Here is a 428-nt window from a genome sequence, read left to right as displayed (position 1 = left end):
CCTTATCTGCGACATCTTGCAGTTCATCGACCATACGGTTAGACACAATCACATCCGACATCGTCTTAAACTCGGCAAGATCTTTGATCACAGCTGAATGGAAGAACTCTTTTTCTTCCAGTACAGGTTCATACACAATCACTTCAATGCCTTTCGCTTTAAGGCGCTTCATGATGCCTTGAATAGAAGAGGCGCGGAAATTATCAGAACCTGATTTCATGATCAAACGATAAATACCCACGCGCTGCGGGTTACGCTTGATGATAGAGTCTGCAACGAAGTCTTTACGGGTAGTATTGGCATCAACAATCGCGCCAATGATGCTGTTAGGCACATCCGCGTAGTTGGCACGCAGTTGCTTAGTGTCTTTTGGTAAGCAGTAGCCACCGTAACCAAATGACGGGTTGTTGTAGTGCGAACCGATACGT

At 45.8% G+C, this 428-nt stretch carries 1 protein-coding gene; it reads right to left on the bottom strand.

Features of this window, described 5'->3' with window-relative positions; genetic code table 11:
* Positions 1 to 428: UDP binding domain-containing protein (locus AB4486_RS28450; RefSeq protein WP_372120186.1), on the bottom strand; the 428-nt coding region annotated here is incomplete at both ends.

Origin of the sequence: Vibrio sp. 10N.222.55.C6 (assembly GCF_041473395.1) — a bacterium.
Taxonomy (GTDB): domain Bacteria; phylum Pseudomonadota; class Gammaproteobacteria; order Enterobacterales; family Vibrionaceae; genus Vibrio; species Vibrio crassostreae_C.
Note: the sequence above shows the minus strand (reverse complement) of the source record. Positions and strands in the feature narration are given on the sequence as shown.